Genomic DNA, 16,256 nt, shown 5'->3' with positions numbered 1-16,256 from the left:
CGGAGGCGACCAGTAGGATGCGCTTCGTCGAGGAAATCGTCGTCGAGGAGTTTCTCCCGACGTTCCGGTCGATGCTGGCCGAGTCCCTCCGGGACCGGGACCTCACGCAGTCCGAGGTGGCGGACCTGCTGGGCATCAGCCAGAGCGCCGTCTCGAAGTACGTCCACGGCGACGTCGAGCGCAACGACGCACTGCTCTCTCACCGGGGGTTGAACGAACTCGTCGAGCGACTGGCCGAGGGGCTTGCCGACGGCGACATGAGTCCCGTGCAGGCGCTCGTCGAGGCGGAAGTGTTCATTCGCGAACTCGAACAGGGCGGCCTGCTCGCGTCGCTTCACGAAGACGCGGTGCCCGAACTGGCCGAGTACGGCGGCGAGTTCAGCGTCCACGACCCGGACTCGAAACTCCGGGCCGCAGAGCGGACGCTGTCGACGGTCCGGCAGGGCCTCCGAGTGCTAGAGAACACCAGCGGCTTCGCGACGCTCATCCCCGCCGTCGGGTCGAATCTCGTACAAGCGCTGCCCGACGGCGACGCCATCGAGGACGTGGCCGCCGTCCCCGGCCGGGTTCTGGACGTGAAGGGGCGGGCGACCATCCCCGCCGAACCGGAGTTCGGTGTGAGCGAACACGTCGCCACGGTACTGCTAGCGGCGCGTGCCGCCGGGAGCGACGCTCGCGCGGCGCTGAACGTCCGCTACGACGACGCTGTCGTGGCGGCGCTGGAGGAGGCCGGCCACACCACCGTCGAGTTCGACGCCGAGGAAGCCCTGGAACCGGCAATCGCCGAGGCACTGGCAGATAGCCCCGACGCGGACGTCATCTACCAGACCGGCGGGATGGGTATCGAACCGGTCGTCTATCTGCTCGGCGACGACGCCGTGACCGTCGCCGAGTGGGCGAGAGACCTGCTGTGAGCGACCCCCGGGCCGTCTACGCGCGCTGGGCAGCGCTGTACGACCGACTGGCTTCCCTCCCGGTTGTCCGGTCGTGGCGGGCCCGCGCGGTCGACGCGCTCGACCTCTCGGCGGGCGAGACGGTCGTCGAGATGGGGTGTGGCACCGGCGCGAACGTGCCGGCACTCCGCCGCCGCGTGGCTCCAGCGGGCCGCGTCGTGGGCGTGGACCTGACACCAGAGATGCTCCGACGGGCACGCGGTCACGCCGACCGAACGGGCAACGGCGTCTCCTACCTGCTCGGTGACGCAACCAGACCGCCCGTCGACGACGCCGACGCGGTACTCGCGACGTTCGTCGCCGGCATCTTCGCGGACCCCGCCGCGGCCGTCGACGCGTGGTGTGACTGCGTCGCTCCCGGCGGCCGGGTCGCGCTGTTGAACTTCCAGCGAAGCACCAACACGCTCGCAACGCCGGTAAACGTCGCCTTCGAAGGGTTCGTCCGCCTCTCGGCACCCGGGGCGCACCTCTCGCGGCGCTCGCACGCCGACGCCTTCGAACGGCGGGTCGCGACGGCCCGGGACCGACTGACCGAACGGACCGTCGACCGGCGCTACGAGACGTTCGCGGGCGGGTATCTGGGACTCGTCTCCGGGCGGGTCGAGTGAACGGCTGGCGCGCGGCATCTCGCCGGTCTCTCGCCGTGACTCACTGTCCGACTTTCGCGTCGAGGAGCGCACTCGCCTCCGCCCGACCAGCCTCGAACAGGTCGTCGATGAACGTCGGCGACCGGTCGAACCGGGAGGAGTACGAGAGTTCCTCGTCGAGACGGAGTTGCTCGACGACGACGCGTTTGTAGCGGTCGTCGTCCAACGCGCCCTCGTCCAGCCACTCGTTGACGCGCTCGACGAACGCGAGTTCCTGTCGAAGCGAGCGGTTCCCCGAGAGCTCCGACCGGCGGTCCGCGATAGCGGCGAGCGACGTCGGAACGTCCTCGCGTCCCGCAGCGGTTACCCGGAGGACCCAGATTTCGTCGGGTTTCTCTTCGGCGGCCTCGACGTCAGAGAGGAAGTTCTTGACCGGCGGGTTCTGGGCGAACAGGCCGTCCCAGTGGGGCCGCCCGTCGACCTCGACGGCCTCGAACAGGCTCGGGACCGCGGCCGACGCGAGCAGGGCGTCGGCGGTCACGTCGCCGCCACTGAAGACGCTGAACTCGCCCGTCGTGACGTCGACGGCGCTTACGAGCAAGCGAGGGCTCTCGCCGTCGGCGAGTGACGGCACCCGTTCGAAGTCGACGACCCGCTCTATCGACCGACGGAGGTCACGCTGGGCGAGGTCCGTCGCGGGGGTGGCGTACGGACTCGTCTCCGGCATCGGGACGCCGCTCTCGTCGAGCGCGACCGCCCATCGGGACGCGCTGTTTATCGCCCAGTCGACGGGTGTCGACGCCGCGATGTCGGCCCACAGCGTATCGAGCAGTTCGGCGGCCCGGTCCGGACCCTCGTCGACGTAGCCGAACCACGCGGTCGTCGCAGACAGTGCACCGCCCGACGTGCCACTGAACCCGAGTATCTCGTAGCTGTCGGGGAGATCGGTAAGCAGTCGTTGGAGGGCCCCGGCACAGAACGCACTGTGTGCCCCACCCCCTTGACAGGCCAGTGCGACCGTCGTCACGTCGTCTGTCTCCTCGGTCATCTCAGTCGGTCAGTGATGCGCTCGGTACGTAAAACGGTAGGATGAATGACAAAGCGGGCGGCGGGAAGTTCCCTACCGGTAGCGCTCGGCGTGGCGCGGACAGAAGTCGGGCGCGCGTAGTTGGGCCTCGACGACGCCGGGTTGCCGGTGTGGGTTGTGCAGGCGACAGGACGCCTCGTCACAGAACGCCTCGCCCGTCTCGAGGTAGTGATACGCCTGCAGGACGTACCCCTTCAGGGCATCGGTCGTCCGGGGGTCGTCCTCGACCAGAAAGTCGCCCTCGACTTCGTTTTCCAGTACCTCGCGTGGCGGCGAGTCGCCGGTGAGCAGCGCGTGTTTCTGCTGTTCCTTGTAGTACTGTTCGGGTTTCGCAGGGGCCTCGTACAGCCCCGGTACCGAGACGATGGCCGGGTGACCGAGAACGTTCACCCGCTTGTGCCAGCGCCCGTCGTGGTCGCCCCACGTCCCGACCACCCGATCCAGCAGGACGACGTGGAGGTGGTCGAGAGACCGGTCGGCATCAGGGAGCCGTCGGTGTAACAGCCGCTGGAGTTCGAGTCCGTCGTAGATGACGCCGCCGGCCCGTTCCGGGTTCTCGATGGCACGTTCCTCGTAGCGGACGATACCGAGCATCGTGTTGCCCGTCTCCCGGTCGTACGGGTCCAGTACGCGTCCGTCCGCCAGCTCTTCGGGGAGGTCGTCGTCGGCGTACTGTGAGAGGAACCGGTCGCGAACGTCCACCTCGGCGTCGACGCGACCGGCGACCCAGTCGGCGATAGCGTCGGCGTCGGCCGCAGCCGTCGGAGCGCGATAGAGTGTGACCTGTTCGACCATATTACCATGTGGTACTGTCGAGTAATACAGGTTGTGGACCGGGCGGAAACACGTTCGGGTCCGGGGGGTCGAGACGTCGGCGGCAGTCGAGGGTGCCCGAGCCACCGTCTCACGTCGACCCGGGGTCGGTCATCGGCAACGCCACCGCTTTACCGGCACCGGACACCGTTCCCTCGGTTTCGAGGGCGTCGAGGAACTCCGGGACAGTCCAATTGTGCTCGCCATCAGTACAGGGATAGACGCCGACGACGTCGTCGCCGTCGTACAGGCTGGCGAGCAGCATCGGCGTCGTCAGGACCTCTTTGCTCCTGCCGACCAGAAGCGACGCCGTCCGCGTTTCGAACGGCGGCCGGAGGCTCACACCGTTGTCGGCCGCCCACGCTTCGAACTCCTCGATGGTCCCCAGCAACTCGCTGTGTCGGTTCCGGTCCGAGATCACGATCTCGTCTGGCCACGTCGCCACCGAGAAGTCGGCCAGCGTTCCCGCGGCCCGAAGACTACTCAACCGGTCGATGACAGTTACCCGCGGTCCGCACACGGGCCGTCGCGTCCAGAGGTCGACCGTGAGGCGGTTCGTCCCACCCGTGTCGGGTGCCGTTTCGTTCAGCTGTTTCAATTCGGTTGGCATTGAGAGTCAATCACTACCATACTTGGTGAAAATACTACATAATTGTTCTTGTTGGCGAAATACTACCCCATACGATTAATGTCGGGCAGTTATATTTACATACAGTCGTCGAAGTGGTATTATTCTATCCGTATGACCAATCCGGCGTGATGGATAGTATTATACATCAATGTGTGAAAGTGTACATCAACATGGGCAGACAGTTCGACGTCGGCGAGCAGTTCCGGTTCATCGGACGGACGTTCGAGGAGTACGCCCGGATGTTCGGACTGGCGCCGACGGCGCTCGCCGGAACGACGATTCTCGACTGCCCCGGCGGACCGGGGTCGTTCACGGCTATCGCGGCACAGCGTGCCGACCGGACCCTCGCCGTCGATCCGATGTACGGACGGCCGGTCGGGGAATTAGCGACAGTGTGTGCCGACGCCGTCGAACGGACGGTCGCCCAGTTACACGAGAAGCGCGGCCTGTTCGTCTGGGACGAGTACGGCGACGTGGCGACCCGTGGACGGTACCTTCGCGCTGCCGCCCAGCGGTTCCTCGCCGACTACGCGCGCCACCCCGGTCGCTACGTCGGGGCGGCCCTGCCCCGCCTCCCGTTCGCGACGGACAGCGTGGACCACGTACTCTCGGGGAATCTCCTGTTCCTCTACGACGACCGACTGAGCGAGCGGTTTCACGTCGAGGCGCTACTGGAACTGGCCCGCATCGCCCGTGAGGACGTTCGGGTATTCCCGTTGCATTCGCTGGACGGGGAGCGTTCCGAGTCTCTGTCCCCAGTCGTCGACACGCTTCGAGACGCCGGCCGCTCGGTCCGTCTCGAACCCGTCGACTACGAGTTCCAACCGGGCGCGACGGAGACGTTGGTCGTCGGAGATACCGACGGCTACGGCGAGAGTGAACGAAAACGGGCGAACGCCCGGACGGGCGTCCCGAGAGAAGACCGTTAGTCGTCGGCGGTGGCGGCGTCGCGGCTAGTGACGTCGACGGGTTCGGCGTCGACGTCGAGTTCGTCGAGTGCGACCTGTGCGGCGCGCTTGCCGGAGACGAGCATAGCACCGAACGTCGGACCCATGCGCGGGAGGCCGTAGGTGGTCGCGGTGGCCATGCCGGTGACGACGAGACCGTCGTGGGCCAGACCGGTGTGTTCGACGACGGCGTCCTCGCTCTCGCCGACCCACATCGAGTCGTGACCCGGCGAGTCGTGGCCGGGGGCGCCGTAGGTGTCGTCGCTGGTCTGGTCCATCCCCGAGTTCGACTTTGCGTCCTCGATGCCCGGCGCGTTCAGCACGCCGCGCTCGTCGAGTTTCTTGATCGCCATCGCGTCGTGGCCCGTCGCGTCGATGACGAGGTCCGCCTCGACGGCGATGGGGTCGACACACGTAATCTCGCGCGGCAGGGCGTGGACCGGCGTCCAGTTCATCACGATGCCGCCGACGCGGTGGTCCTCCCGGATGACGATGTCCGTAAACTCGGTCATGTTCTGCATCTTCGCGCCCGCGTCGCAGGCGGCCTTGATGAGGCCGGAACAGGCTTCCGGCCCGTTGGCGATGTACAGCCCCTCGCTGTCCTGTGAGCGCTTGTAGTCCACGTCGAGTTCGTCGAGGACGTTCTGAGCGGGGTCACGCACCGTGACCTTGTTCATCAGGAAGCCGCCGAGCCAGAACCCGCCGCCCAGATAGTTGTTCTTCTCGACGACCATCGTCTGGACCCCGCGCTCTGAGAGTTCCTTCGCGGCCATCAGCCCGGAGGGGCCGCCACCGACGATGATGACGTCCGAGTCCGAGAAGTCCATGAACTCCTCGGTCCACTCCTGCCCGATTGCCCGTGTCACTTCCGCCTCGCCGACGTCGCTGAACTTGTCGAAATCGCTCATACCACCTAGTGATATCTTGCTGTGGTAAATAGGTGTTGTGGTCGGAGCGGCGCCGTCACTTCGAACGCAGTATATAAATACACCACCACACGGTGGTTTCAGGACTAACACTTCGATGCCGGTAGTGTATGCTAATGTCTACCGAATCAAGCAGCACCTACACCGTCGACACCGAACCGGCGGTCGAGAGCATCGAAGAGATAGACCTCAACGAGTACGACGGGCGTCCGGTGATGAAGTTCGTTGTCGCCTTCCTCATCGGTGGCGTGTTCTTCCTCCTCCCGGTTCCCTATCAGGGAGAGGTGACAGTGCCGTTCGACATCGTCGTGAGCAACGTCACCGAGAGCTTCCCAGACGCCGTCGGCGTCTACTCGCTGGCCATCATCGTCGCGGGCGGGGTCCTGACGACGCTTGCGATGGTCGGTGAGAGCGAGGTCGGTAGGTACGACCTGTCGTACTTCGAGACGTCGACCGTTTTCTGGGCGCTTCGGGTCGCCGGCCTGCTGTTGGCGCCGGTGATGTTCTTCAAGCTCGGGCCGGGGTGGTTGCACACCCCCGGGACGGGTGGGTTGATGTGGAACACGCTGGTGTACAGCGTCGGGGTCATCATCCCCATCGGCGCCATCTTCATCACCATCTTCGTCGAACTCGGGGGGTTGGAGTTCGTCGGGACGCTCGCTAGACCGGTGATGCGGCCGCTGTTCAAGGTGCCCGGTCGGGCCGCGCTCGACAGCCTCGCGTCGTGGGTCGGGTCCTACAGTGTCGGGCTGTACGTGACCCGCAACGTCTTCGAGGCGGGCGGCTACCACAAGCGCGACGTGTTCACCATCGCCACCTGTTTCTCGACGGTCTCCATCGGATTCGTCGGCGTCGTCGCCGCCACGCTGGAGATACTGCCGCTGTTCCCGCTGATCTTCGGCGCGTACTTCTTCTGTGTCGTCGTGACCGGCGCGATTCTCGTGCGCCTGCCGCCCATCTCGACGACGCCCGAGGAGTACATCGCCGAACCGGACCCGGAAGTCGCCTTCTCCGGGTCGCCGACCGACTACGTCCGGCTGGCTATCAGCGAAGCCGTCGGGAAGGCCGAGGAGGGCGAGACGTTCGCGCAAGCCGCCAAGCGCGGCTTCGTCGACGGCCTGAAACTGACGAGCCTCATCCTCGGGACCATCCTCGCAGTGGGGCTGGCGGCCACCCTGCTGTCGGCGAACACGCCGCTGTTCGACATCCTCGGGCGACCGTTGACGCCCGTCGTCGCGGCGCTGGGCATCCCGAACGCCGAAGTGGTCGCGCCCGCGACTATCGTCGGCATCACCGAGATGTACGTCCCCGTCCTGCTGGTGACCGAGACGGCGACGAAAGCGAAGTTCTTCGTCGCAGTGCTGGCGGTCTCACAGCTCATCTTCTTCTCTAGCGTCGGCCCGATGATCATGGACATGTTCAGCGACGTGCCCGTGCGCTTCCGTGACCTCGTGGCGCTGTTCGTCATGCGGACCGTCATCCTCCTGCCGCTCATCGCGGGTATCACCCACGTACTCGACTTCCTCGGATACCTATGAGGACCGCATAGAACGCTTGCCACGGCCGTTGTCTTTCACGGAACACCCTTTCGAATGGTCGAGAGACGGTGTCTGCGTATCGTGTACGCCGGTATTATCGAGACCTTCAACAGCGTCGAGTCTGTCTTTTGTGTCGCTGTCTATAGGAATGGACGTTCGGCTCATACGAATTCCTCATGAGTTTCGCGGATATCTGTCTTTGGCCTGTGCTGAGCAGTCATCACCGTTCTCAGATCACTCTCGGTGCGTGCTGAATGTTACGTCGCTGGACAAACTCCTCAACTACTGTCAGAAACGCTGTGACCGACACAGAGGGTATATTTAACAAGCCCTCTGCCGGGGCGTCGAGTGACGTATTAGGTTCACCGCCAGTATGGCATGACCTCTCCAGAAAGAGTAATCAATGCCCTCCAACTCGAACTCACTTCTGCGGTCGATACGTCGCTGGCTACTGATAAGCGTCTTCTTGCTCGGGATAGGTGTGATTATGCTTGCGGATATCGCATACATCGTCTCGAACTACGAAAGTGGAGGTATCCCTGCCGCTGTGGGAATAACTGGTGGCGTCATTGCACTGATTACCGGTGGGAAGGTCCTCGGGAGCTTCTCGGCGGAAGAGTGACCGAAAGGCGTGCTGTATGCAGCACCGTCAAATGAGACCCACCGAACGATAACTACAGAGGGTGTCTCCAGAGATCAAGAGGTCAGTCTGAGGAATCAGAACCAAGCGTAGTTCGGTCGCCTAACCTGTTCTTTGTGCTGCCTTAACGACATTCAGGGACATCTCTTGACAGTTGTGTTCGTACGAGTATACAGAGGTTTCTGCGTCGAAAATCCTGCTCTCGATTTCGGGCAGGAGTTCTCAGGCCGTCGTATATCACTACAAATAAGCACGATTGGCGAAATCACTCCGAGGATTAGTTCAACCACCAGCAAGGCGGGGGGCTCTGAGTCGACGCTCACGAACAGAAGTATACTTATCAGCGATAACAGACCGATATCGATCAAGGTCTACTGGCCGCCCTTCTCGTGCAACGATTCTTTGCGAATGAGCGGACCGGGGCGTTCCATACGCCATAGTATAATCCTACTAACCGAAATCGACACACCCAGACGATTTCGCTGGCACACTACGCCATTCGAGACGTCGCAATTTTACCCATTAACAATCGATTACTGTATGATAGCATATATTCGACATCCTACTGATAGTTTGAAATGTGGTGAAATCGCCGATTTTACGCCTCCTGTGGTGGATAGATTGCATATTATGAAATGTGTGTAGACATCATATATGATCGATGATAGGTGCTATACGACGATTCGTACAGTACGACGTGCGCTCGTACAGTACCACAATAGGCAAATGGATGCTCGCCAAGGCTGACAATCTCGGCATTGCCACTCCCGACATTATCTATGGGTTTGGCGACCGCTGGCTTCGCTTGGTTTCTACCACGCCGACCGAGGAAGCCCACGCCGTCGCCGATGTCCTGTACCGAGAGTACGAGCCTGACTCTGTGATCGACTTCGGGTGTGGGCTCGGCCGGTACCTCACTGGGTTCCAGGCCCATGGCGCCGCAGTTCACGGCGTCGAAGGCTTTTCAGAGGCCCGAGGCTACGCTGAGATACCGGCTGACGCGCTCACCATTCATGACCTTCGAGAGCCACTAGAACTCGACGAGCGGTACGACTTGGCGCTGTGTATCGAGACCGCTGAACACATCCCGTCGCGATTCGCCGACACCCTCGTCGAGACCGTCACGGCAGCGGCGCCGCGCGTGGTGTTCACCGCTGCCCCGCCTGGGCATCGTGGGACCCATCACGTCAACGAAGCCCCACGCGAGTACTGGATCGAGAAGTTCCAGGCGCAAGGCTTCTCATATGCTCCTGAAGAGACAGACCGACTTCAGAAATCGGTTCGCTCCGAAATAGAGGCCGCAGAGTGGGTCGCTGACCGGCCCTTCATCTTCGTCCAAGATTAAGACGACGCTCGCAGTCGTGCTGTGTACTCCCACTGGATCGATCGAATATAACCCGTCTGGGGACGGCATTTTGATGTCTGTTACTCACTTGATCAAAAATATGTGAGGGTGAAAATGTGAGCGAAATATACCAGTACGGAACTACTACAATATATGGCCAGTATTGACAAACCGGAAACAGATTCTTGGATTGAACGAGATACCCCTTCGAAGGGGACGCTCTTTTGTCCGAACTGCAGTCACCAGAGTCAGTATGACGATGACTGGCATGTTGTCAAGAGCGGCCAGGGTTCCCGCTACCTTTGTCCTGACTGTCGAACAGAAATCACGTCCCGGCAACCTCCGGAAATGTTCCGTTCACCCTTCAACAACTATGGCCCCTGGCAGATGTGGCGAACCAATATTCGGCTGCTGCAGAAAATATTCTGGATGTAGCCGATACTTTCTCCGCGAAATGACTGGTAGCTGCTCTGTATTGAACGTTCAGCAAATCGCCTGTATCTATCGTGCCATCCGCTTCGAAGGGAGTGCAAGAGCGGTTCTGTGACACCCTATAGGAACTCGACGAGCGCGTCAGTCAGTTTCTTCTCCGCACGCCGCAGGTGTTCCTCGGCCGTCCGACGACTCACACCGACGGCGTCGGCGATAGCCTCCGTGGACGTCTCCCGCGGAAGTTCGTAGTAGCCCATCTCGTAGGCCGTCAGGAACACCTCGCGCTGGCGCGCCGAGAGGGCGGGTAACACGGCGTCGACCGTCAGCAGCGGCGCGTCGGGTGTCACGGACTGAATCTCGCGTTTCGACTCGACGGTGACGGCGTAGTCTTCGGCCATCGCCGCGTACACGTTCGACAGGGATTCGGCGTCGAGCGCGAGGACGCGGGCGAGTTTCGCGCCCTCGGTGTACGTAAGCGGCGGCACGAGCAGACAGCCCTGATCGGCGAGATACGCTTCGACGTTGTGTTCGAGATACGCCGTCAGACATTCGGAGGTAACGAGTACTAGTTCCTCGCCCTGTCGGAGGTGTTCGCTGACGCCGACGGTGTCACGGACCTCGTCGAGGACGGCGTCGGCGCCGCGCCCGCTGACGTGTAAGAGGTCACGGTGGTCGTTACACCACAGTTCTATCGTCGTGTCGGTGTCGTCGGTGGCCTCGGCGTATGCGCCACCACCGGCGACGCGGAAGACGGCTTCGTACATAGCTCCCAGTACGCAGTCAGTATATAAAACAATCTCCGCAGGGAGGGGATTTGCTATCACACTTGCGACCATATCTCAGACCATGTCACAGCAACCCACGACGGCCGACCACGACATCGGCGAACCGTCCGAGCAGTGGCGGGAGTACCAGGGCGCACCGACCGGCACCGACATCGAGTGTGAGGGCTGGCGACAGGAGGCCGCCCTGCGGATGTTGAACAACAACCTCGACCCCGAGGTGGGCGAAAAGCCCGAGGACCTCGTCGTCTACGGCGGCACCGGCCGGGCGGCCCGGTCGTGGGACGCCTACGACGCCATCCTCGCGGAGCTCCGCGAACTGGGCGACGCCGAGACGTTGCTCGTCCAGAGCGGCAAACCCGTGGGTCGCTTCGAGACTCACGAGAAGGCCCCCCGCGTGCTCATCGCCAACTCCAACCTCGTCGGGAAGTGGGACAACTGGGAGCACTTCCACGAACTCGAATCGAAGGGCCTCATCATGTACGGCCAGATGACGGCCGGGTCGTGGGCGTACATCGGCACGCAGGGCATCATTCAGGGCACCTACGAGACGCTGGCCGCCCTCGCGCGCGAACACTACCCCGAGGACGACGGCCTGCGCGGGAAGATCGTCGTCACGGCTGGTCTGGGCGGGATGGGCGGCGCACAACCGCTCGCCGTGACGATGAACCACGGCGTCTGTATCGCCGCCGAAGTGGACGAAGAGCGCATCGACCGCCGCATCGGGACGGACTACTGTCAGGCAAAGACCGACGACCTAGACGAGGCCATAGAGCGCGCGAAAGCGGCGGCCGAGAGCGGCGATTCCTACAGCATCGGCGTCCACATGAACGCCGCCGACATGCTGGAGGGGATGCTCGAACGCGGGTTCGTCCCGGACGTAATCACCGACCAGACCAGCGCCCACGACGAACTCGAAGGCTACTACCCGTCGGGGTACACCGTCGCCGAGGCCGACGACCTCCGTGAGCGTGACCCCGAGCGATACGTCTCCGAGAGTCTGGACACGATGGAGCGCCACGTCGAGGGGATTCTGGAGATGCAAGAGCGAGGCGCCATCGCCTTCGAGTACGGCAACAACATCCGCGGACAGGTCGAGGACCACCGAGGGATGGAAAACGCGTTCGACTTCCCCGGCTTCGTCCCCGCCTACATCCGCCCGTTGTTCTGTCAGGGGAAGGGACCGTTCCGCTGGGCCGCCCTATCGGGGGACCCCGACGACATCCACCGGACCGACGAGGCCGTCAAGGAACTGTTCCCCGAGAAAGACGACCTCCACCGCTGGATAGGCTTAGCACAGGAGCAAGTGTCCTTCCAAGGGCTCCCCTCGCGGGTGTGTTGGCTGGGCTACGCCACGGAGGACGGCCTAACCGAGCGCGCGCGATTCGCCCTGCGTATCAACGAACTCGTCGCCGAGGGCGAGATTTCGGCCCCAATCGTCGTCACGCGCGACCACTTAGACGCCGGGAGCGTCGCCTCGCCCAACCGCGAGACGGAGGCCATGCAGGACGGCTCTGACGCCGTCGCCGACTGGCCCATCCTGAACGCCCTGCTGAACTGCGCGGCGGGTGCGGACATCGTCAGCGTCCACGACGGCGGCGGCGTCGGCATCGGCAACTCCCTGCACACGAACAACCACGTCGTCCTCGACGGGTCCGATCTCGCCGCCGAGAAGGCCCGTCGCGTGTTCACCACCGACCCCGGGATGGGCGTGATTCGCCACGCCGACGCCGGCTACGACGTGGCATTCGAACAGGCCGACGCCGACGACGTGGCCGTGCCGATGCGGGACCGCGAGCGATGACCGGTCTGACCGACCCGCCGACGTGGGAGGGTCCCTCCGACGACCCGAACGACGAGCAGTTCGGCGACGTCATTGAGGGTACGACCCTCGGCGCAGCGGGTGACTACGTCGCCGCCCTCGTGGGCGAACCGTACGACGGCGCGGTTATCGGTCGCAAGGGTGCGTGCGAGGGACCCGAGGCCATCCGTCGGGAACTTGCCGGGACGAAGACCCAGCACGTCGACCGCGGCCCGGTAGGTCCGGTCGCGGACCTCGGCGACGTGGCGCTACCCGAGGGCAGCGTCGAAGCGGTCCAGTCGGCAGTGCGAGCGGTGACGAGGGCGATGTACGACGCGGACGCGGTCCCCGTGTTCCTCGGTGGCGACAACTCGCTGACGTTCCCGAACGCCGCCCCCTTGCTGGTAGAGGGGACGCTCGGCGCGCTCAGTTTCGACGCCCACCTCGACTGCCGGGAAGTCCATGACGGGCCGACGAGCGGAACGCCCTACCGCCAACTTCACGAGGCGGGACTGGACGCCTTCGCCGTCGTCGGCGCGCGCCACTTCGAGACGTCGACGGCGTACCACGAGTACGTCGCCGACCATGGCGGGCACGTGACGACGCCCGAGACCGTCCGGGCAGACCCGAGAGCGGCGGTCGAGGACGCCCTCGACTCGATGGGCAGCGTCGATTCGGTGTACGTCAGCCTCGATTTGGACGTCCTCGAAGCGGCGGCCGCCCCCGGCGTGAGCGCGCCGACACCCGGGGGCGTCACGCCCCGTGAGATGTTCACGATGCTCGGCCACGTCGCCAGCCACGACCGGGTCGCCGGGTTCGAGGTGGTCGAGTGCGCGCCGCCGCTCGATGAGGGGGGCCGAACCGCTCGCGTCGCCGCCCGCGCCGTCGCGCACTTCCTCGCCGGACTGGAGGTGACGGAATGACCGACCTCGACGCGGTGGTCCACGGCGCGAGCGAACTCGTCGTCGGCCCGGACGGGAGCGGCCGGGCCCTCGAAACCGTCGAGGACGGTGCGGTCGCTGTCGTCGACGGGACGGTCGCGGCTGTCGGTCCGACCGAAGACGTGACGCGCGAGTACCCACCGGGGAACGCGCGTCGTGCCGTCGACGCGGGCGGCCGGGCCGTCCTCCCGGGATTCGTCGACCCGCACACACACGGCCTGTTCGCGGGCGACCGCTCGGACGAGTTCGCGGCGAAACTCCGCGGGAAGTCCTATCAGGACATCCTCGCCGAGGGCGGCGGCATCCTCCGCACCGTGCGTGCGGTTCGGGACGCCGACGACGAGACGCTGCTCTCGAACCTGCTGGGCCACCTCGATACGATGCTCGCCCACGGGACGACGACCGTCGAGGTGAAGTCTGGGTACGGTCTCGATACGGAGACGGAACTGCAGATGCTTCGAGTGATCGACCGCGCAGACGACCGCCACCCGGTCGACGTGGTGCCGACGTTCATGGGCGCACACGCCGTCCCCGAGGGGCGCGACGCGGACGACTACACCGACGAGGTCGTCGAGGAGCAGATACCCGCCGTCGAATCGCAGGGCGTCGCCGACTTTTGCGACGTGTTCTGCGAGGAGGGGGTCTTCTCGGTCGCCCAGTCCCGGCGCGTCCTCGAAGCGGGGGCAGAGGCGGGACTGACCCCGAAGGTCCACGCCGAGGAACTCGCCCACATCGGCGGGACCCAACTCGCCGCCGAGATGGGCGCGACCAGCGCCGACCACCTCCTCTACGCGACCGAGGAGGACATCGATGCCCTCGTGGAAGCGAGCGTTACACCCGTCCTGCTCCCCGGGACGGCGTTCGGCCTCGGCGCCGACTACGCCGACGCGGGGGCGTTTCTAGAATCGGGCGCGCCGGTGGCCGTGGCGACGGACTTCAACCCCAACTGCCACAGCCACAGCATGGGCTTTGCTATGGCGCTGTCCTGCGTCGAGATGCGGATGACCCCCGCCGAGGCGCTGGTCGCGGGGACGCGAAACGCCGCGCTGGCACTCGACCGCGAGGACGGCAGCGGGACCCTCCGAGAGGGCGCACCGGCTGACCTCCTCGTCCTCGACGCACCGACTCACGTCCACGTCCCCTACCAGTACGGGACGAACGTCGTCGACACCGTCCTCGCCGACGGCGCCGTCGTCTGCGAGGACGGGAGAACAACGTATGAGTGAGTGGCACGTACCCTGAGGCATGTCACGAGTTGGTACGGACAGCGTCGTCCTCGACGGCGCGTCGCTCACTCCCGAGGCGGTGGTCGCCGTCGCCCGCGAGGATGCCACCGTCTCAATCGCCGACGAGGCCCGCAGAGCGGTCCAGGAGTCGCGTGCGCGCGTCGAGTCCGTTCTGGCGAGCGGCGAGGCGGTGTACGGTGTCAACACCGGATTCGGCGAGTTGGTCGACGAGCGCATCCCGCGGACGGACCTCGAAGCCCTCCAGACGAACCTCCTGCGGAGCCACGCCGCGGGCGTCGGTCGGGAACTGACCCGCGAGGAGGTCAGGGCGACGATGGTCGCGCGCGCGAACGCGCTGGTAAAGGGGTACTCGGGCATCCGGGAGGCGGTGGTCGACGTCCTCGTCGCCATGCTGAACGAGGGCGTCCACCCGGTCGTCCCCTCGCGCGGGAGCCTCGGCGCCAGCGGTGACCTCGCGCCGCTGGCCCACATGTCGCTGGTGCTCATCGGGGAAGGGGCGGCTGACGTGGCGGGCGACAGACTCCGCGGCGACGAGGCGCTCGCTCGCGCGGGTCTTGACCCGGTTACCCTCGAAGCCAAAGAAGGGCTAGCGCTCGTCAACGGCACGCAGTTGACCGTCGGACTGGCCGCGCTGGCCGTCCACGACGCGGCGACGGCCCTTCGGAGCGCGGACGTGGCCGGTGCGCTCACGACGGAGGTGACGATGAGTTCGACGGTGCCGAGCCACGAGGCCATCTCGGCGGTCCGCCCCCATCCCGGACAGGCCGCGAGCGCGCGGAACGTCCGCCGACTCACCGCCGAGTCGGGCATCGTCGAGTCCCACCGCAACTGCGACCGGGTGCAGGACGCCTACTCGCTGCGGTGTCTCCCGCAGGTCCACGGCGCGGTGCGGGACGCCCTCGAACACCTCCGCGAGGCCGTCGAGACGGAACTCAACAGCGCCACTGACAACCCGCTGCTGTTCGCCCGCACGGACGCACCGGACCGGGCGAGTGGAACCGGCGACGCGGCGGTCCTATCGGCCGGCAACTTCCACGGCGAACCGCTGGCACTCCGACTGGACTACGCGGCGGGCGCGCTGACTGAACTCGCGGCTATCTGTGAGCGTCGCGTCGACCGCCTGCTCAACCCCAACGTCCAGGAGTCACACCTCCCACCCTTCCTCACCGACCGTAGCGGCGTGATGTCGGGCTACATGATAGCCCAGTACACCGCGGCGGCGCTGTTGAACGAATGCCGGTCGACCGGCCGACCGTCGGTCGATTCGACGCCCGTCAGCGGCAATCAGGAGGACCACGTCAGCATGAGCGGGCAGTCGGCGCTGTCGTTTCGCAGCGTCGTCGAGAACGTCCAGACCGTCGTCGGCATCGAGTTGCTCTGTGCGGCACAGGCCGCCGAGTTCCTCGAGGCCTCTCCGGAGCTATCACACGGCGTCGGGACCGATGTCGCCTACGAGACGGTCCGGGATGTCGTCCCGAAACTGGACGCCGACCGAGCGGTCCACGAGGACATCGACCGGGTGCGGACGCTCGTCGCCGAGGGCCTGCTCGTCGAACGTGTCGGTGAGGCCGTCGACCTCGAATAGC

The 16,256-nt window shown here is 64.9% G+C and carries 15 protein-coding genes; 10 read left to right on the top strand and 5 right to left on the bottom strand.

The window, feature by feature from the left end; genetic code table 11:
- Positions 1–17: 17 nt before the first annotated feature.
- Both G9465_RS07040 and G9465_RS07035 read left to right on the top strand, forming a co-directional pair.
- Complete coding sequence (locus G9465_RS07040; RefSeq protein ID WP_166968485.1) at positions 18–914, top strand: thiamine-phosphate synthase family protein; 897 nt, start codon at positions 18–20, stop codon at positions 912–914.
- Complete coding sequence (locus G9465_RS07035) at positions 911–1,561, top strand: class I SAM-dependent methyltransferase (RefSeq protein WP_166968484.1); 651 nt, start codon at positions 911–913, stop codon at positions 1,559–1,561. Before G9465_RS07040 ends, G9465_RS07035 begins: the two co-directional genes overlap by 4 nt.
- 40 nt (positions 1,562–1,601) lie before the next feature.
- Here G9465_RS07035 and G9465_RS07030 read toward each other — a convergent pair whose 3' ends face one another.
- The 3 genes from G9465_RS07030 to G9465_RS07020 form a co-directional block, all read right to left on the bottom strand.
- On the bottom strand, positions 1,602–2,588 hold the full coding sequence (locus G9465_RS07030) for a patatin-like phospholipase family protein (protein WP_166968483.1): 987 nt from the start codon (positions 2,586–2,588) through the stop codon (positions 1,602–1,604).
- A 72-nt stretch (positions 2,589–2,660) separates the two neighbouring features.
- Positions 2,661–3,422, bottom strand: coding sequence for a DUF7001 family protein (locus G9465_RS07025; protein ID WP_166968482.1), 762 nt, complete (start codon positions 3,420–3,422; stop codon positions 2,661–2,663).
- A gap of 109 nt (positions 3,423–3,531) precedes the next feature.
- Positions 3,532–4,050, bottom strand: coding sequence for an HTH domain-containing protein (locus tag G9465_RS07020; RefSeq protein ID WP_227015745.1), 519 nt, complete (start codon positions 4,048–4,050; stop codon positions 3,532–3,534).
- A 191-nt stretch (positions 4,051–4,241) separates the two neighbouring features.
- Between G9465_RS07020 and G9465_RS07015 the strand changes: the two genes are divergently transcribed.
- On the top strand, positions 4,242–5,000 hold the full coding sequence (locus G9465_RS07015) for a class I SAM-dependent methyltransferase (protein ID WP_193571739.1): 759 nt from the start codon (positions 4,242–4,244) through the stop codon (positions 4,998–5,000).
- Here G9465_RS07015 and G9465_RS07010 read toward each other — a convergent pair.
- Positions 4,997–5,926 (bottom strand): sulfide-dependent adenosine diphosphate thiazole synthase, encoded by a 930-nt coding sequence (locus tag G9465_RS07010; RefSeq protein WP_166968481.1) that lies wholly within the window; start codon positions 5,924–5,926, stop codon positions 4,997–4,999. The genes G9465_RS07015 and G9465_RS07010 overlap by 4 nt on opposite strands.
- Before the next feature lie 134 nt (positions 5,927–6,060).
- On the opposite strand from G9465_RS07010, the gene G9465_RS07005 reads away from it, so the two are divergent.
- The 3 genes from G9465_RS07005 to G9465_RS07000 all read left to right on the top strand — a co-directional run bounded on the left by G9465_RS07005 (position 6,061) and on the right by G9465_RS07000 (position 9,467).
- Positions 6,061–7,482 (top strand): YjiH family protein, encoded by a 1,422-nt coding sequence (locus tag G9465_RS07005; protein WP_166968480.1) that lies wholly within the window; start codon positions 6,061–6,063, stop codon positions 7,480–7,482.
- A 487-nt stretch (positions 7,483–7,969) separates the two neighbouring features.
- Positions 7,970–8,104 (top strand): hypothetical protein, encoded by a 135-nt coding sequence (locus tag G9465_RS26035; protein WP_255491971.1) that lies wholly within the window; start codon positions 7,970–7,972, stop codon positions 8,102–8,104.
- A gap of 679 nt (positions 8,105–8,783) precedes the next feature.
- The gene (locus tag G9465_RS07000) at positions 8,784–9,467 is read left to right on the top strand and encodes a methyltransferase domain-containing protein (protein ID WP_166968479.1); all 684 of its coding nucleotides are present in this window, start codon (positions 8,784–8,786) and stop codon (positions 9,465–9,467) included.
- Positions 9,468–10,018: 551 nt separating this feature from the next.
- Here the strand turns inward: G9465_RS07000 and G9465_RS06995 are convergent.
- Positions 10,019–10,663, bottom strand: a complete 645-nt coding sequence (locus G9465_RS06995; RefSeq protein WP_166968478.1) for a helix-turn-helix domain-containing protein — start codon at positions 10,661–10,663, stop codon at positions 10,019–10,021.
- An 82-nt stretch (positions 10,664–10,745) separates the two neighbouring features.
- Between G9465_RS06995 and hutU the strand changes: the two genes are divergently transcribed.
- The 4 genes from hutU to hutH are packed head-to-tail and all read left to right on the top strand — an operon-like array spanning position 10,746 to position 16,255.
- The gene (gene hutU / locus G9465_RS06990; protein WP_166968477.1) at positions 10,746–12,485 is read left to right on the top strand and encodes a urocanate hydratase; all 1,740 of its coding nucleotides are present in this window, start codon (positions 10,746–10,748) and stop codon (positions 12,483–12,485) included.
- Positions 12,482–13,405 (top strand): formimidoylglutamase, encoded by a 924-nt coding sequence (gene hutG, locus G9465_RS06985; RefSeq protein WP_166968476.1) that lies wholly within the window; start codon positions 12,482–12,484, stop codon positions 13,403–13,405. The genes hutU and hutG overlap by 4 nt, the downstream gene beginning before the upstream one ends.
- Complete coding sequence (gene hutI / locus G9465_RS06980) at positions 13,402–14,649, top strand: imidazolonepropionase (protein ID WP_166968475.1); 1,248 nt, start codon at positions 13,402–13,404, stop codon at positions 14,647–14,649. Before hutG ends, hutI begins: the two co-directional genes overlap by 4 nt.
- Positions 14,650–14,668: 19 nt before the next feature.
- Complete coding sequence (gene hutH / locus G9465_RS06975; RefSeq protein WP_166968474.1) at positions 14,669–16,255, top strand: histidine ammonia-lyase; 1,587 nt, start codon at positions 14,669–14,671, stop codon at positions 16,253–16,255.
- The last annotated feature ends 1 nt before the right edge of the window (position 16,256 follow it).

It is taken from the genome of Haloarcula sp. JP-L23 (assembly GCF_011602445.1).
Lineage (GTDB): Archaea > Halobacteriota > Halobacteria > Halobacteriales > Haloarculaceae > Haloarcula > Haloarcula pellucida.
This window is presented reverse-complemented; position numbering and strand designations above follow the sequence as displayed.